Here is a 1,553-nt window from a genome sequence, read left to right on the forward strand (position 1 = left end):
CGATCCTGGATGCGCGCCGGGCCATGGCCGGCCTCAGGCCACCGCGGCGGCAGGCTGGGCCGCTGCTGCGGCCACCGCCGCCGCCTGCTGTTCCTGCGCAATCCATTTGTCGATGACCTTGCGCGACTGCACGCCGCCCGCATCGATGTTGAGCTTGAGCAGCTTGCGGTCGGGGTGGGCACTGAGGTTGCGCTGCTGCAGCTCCAGCATCTGCAGGTCTTCGCTGAAGATCTTGTGCTGGCCCTCGCGTATGCGGTCGGTGACTTCGGCATCGCCCGGATTGAAGCGGCGCGCCATGCCCCAGAAGTACCACATGGATTCCTCGGTCTCCGGCGTGATGAAGTCCACCACCATGCTGTAGACCTTGTGCTCGTCGGGCGCGTCGTAGCCGCCGTGGCCTGCGTGGGCCACGCCGACCTCGATCAGCACATGGCTGGGCGGGGTGAAGCGGCAGACCTGCCAACGGTCCACGGGCACATCGTCGGCCAGGCCGTTGCTGCGCAGCGCCATCTTCCAGAACGGGGGCGCGGGAATGTCGTTCATGAAGCGGCTGGTGACCACCTCGACATCGGCGCCCTCGCCGCGCGTCTCGGTCTTGCAGGGCGTCTCGTCGATCTCGGCCTGGCCGATGGAGCTGGCGTGCACATAGGTCTCGTGCGTCAGGTCCATGAGGTTGTCGATCATCAGCCGGTAGTCGGCCTGGATGTGGAACATGCCGCCGCCATAGGCCCATTCGGGGTTGTCGTGCCAGGGCAGCTTCGGGATGAGCGCGGCATCGGCCAGCGCCTTGTCGCCGGGCCAGACCCAGATGAAGCCATGGCGCTCCTCGACGGGATAGCTGCGGATCTCGGGGAAGCCGCGCACGCGCTGGCCCGGCATGGCAATGGTCTTGCCGTCGCAGCCCATCTCCAGCCCGTGGTAGCCGCAGACCAGCTTGCCTTCGCAGACAAAGCCCAGCGACAGGGGCGCGCCGCGGTGCGGGCAGAAATCCTCCACGGCGGCAACGCCGTGCTGCGCGCGGTAGAAGGCGATGCGCTCGCCGCAGATGCGACGGCCCAGCGGCTTGTCCTGGATCTCATCGGACGTGGCGGCCACGTACCAGGTGTTCTTGGGAAATGTGCTCATGGGGGTCTCCTTTATGGGTGGGGTCCGCAGTCCTTGGCGCTGCGGTGGCTGGGGCGCAGGCGGCCGAGGCCGCCGGCGCACATCAAGGGCAGATCAAGCGCAGATCAAGCGCGGGTCAGACTCGAATCAGGCTCGGATCAACTGCACGCCAGGAACCGCATGGCTGCCGGGCTCGCTCACGGCCTCGCGCAGGTTGCGGCGCGCAATGCGCGAGTGCTCCTTCATCAGCGCCTCGGCCCGCGCGCCCTCGCGCGCGGCAATGGCGTCCAGCACCTGGCGGTGCTGGTCCTGGGCCACCATCAGGCTGTGGCGCGCACGCGGGGATTCGGCCCGCGCCAGCACAAAGCCCGAAGGCGAGGCGAAGGGCATGCGCACCACGCGCTCCAGCTCGCGCTGCATGACGCTGCTGCCGGCCATGGAATACGCGG

Annotated in this window: 2 protein-coding genes; both read right to left on the reverse strand. The window is 68.3% G+C overall.

Going from position 1 to position 1,553, the window contains the following annotated elements:
- Nucleotides 1-33 precede the first annotated feature (33 nt).
- Nucleotides 34-1,125 carry an aromatic ring-hydroxylating oxygenase subunit alpha gene (locus tag L995_RS17960; protein ID WP_047472851.1) on the reverse strand — a complete coding sequence of 364 codons (1,092 nt, stop codon included), beginning with the start codon at nt 1,123-1,125 and terminating at the stop codon, nt 34-36.
- Nucleotides 1,126-1,251: 126 nt separating this feature from the next.
- Nucleotides 1,252-1,553: FCD domain-containing protein (locus L995_RS17965; protein WP_047472852.1), on the reverse strand; the 302-nt coding region annotated here is incomplete at its 5' end.

Origin of the sequence: Delftia sp. ZNC0008 (genome assembly GCF_000799035.1) — a bacterium.
Lineage (GTDB): Bacteria > Pseudomonadota > Gammaproteobacteria > Burkholderiales > Burkholderiaceae_C > Comamonas > Comamonas tsuruhatensis.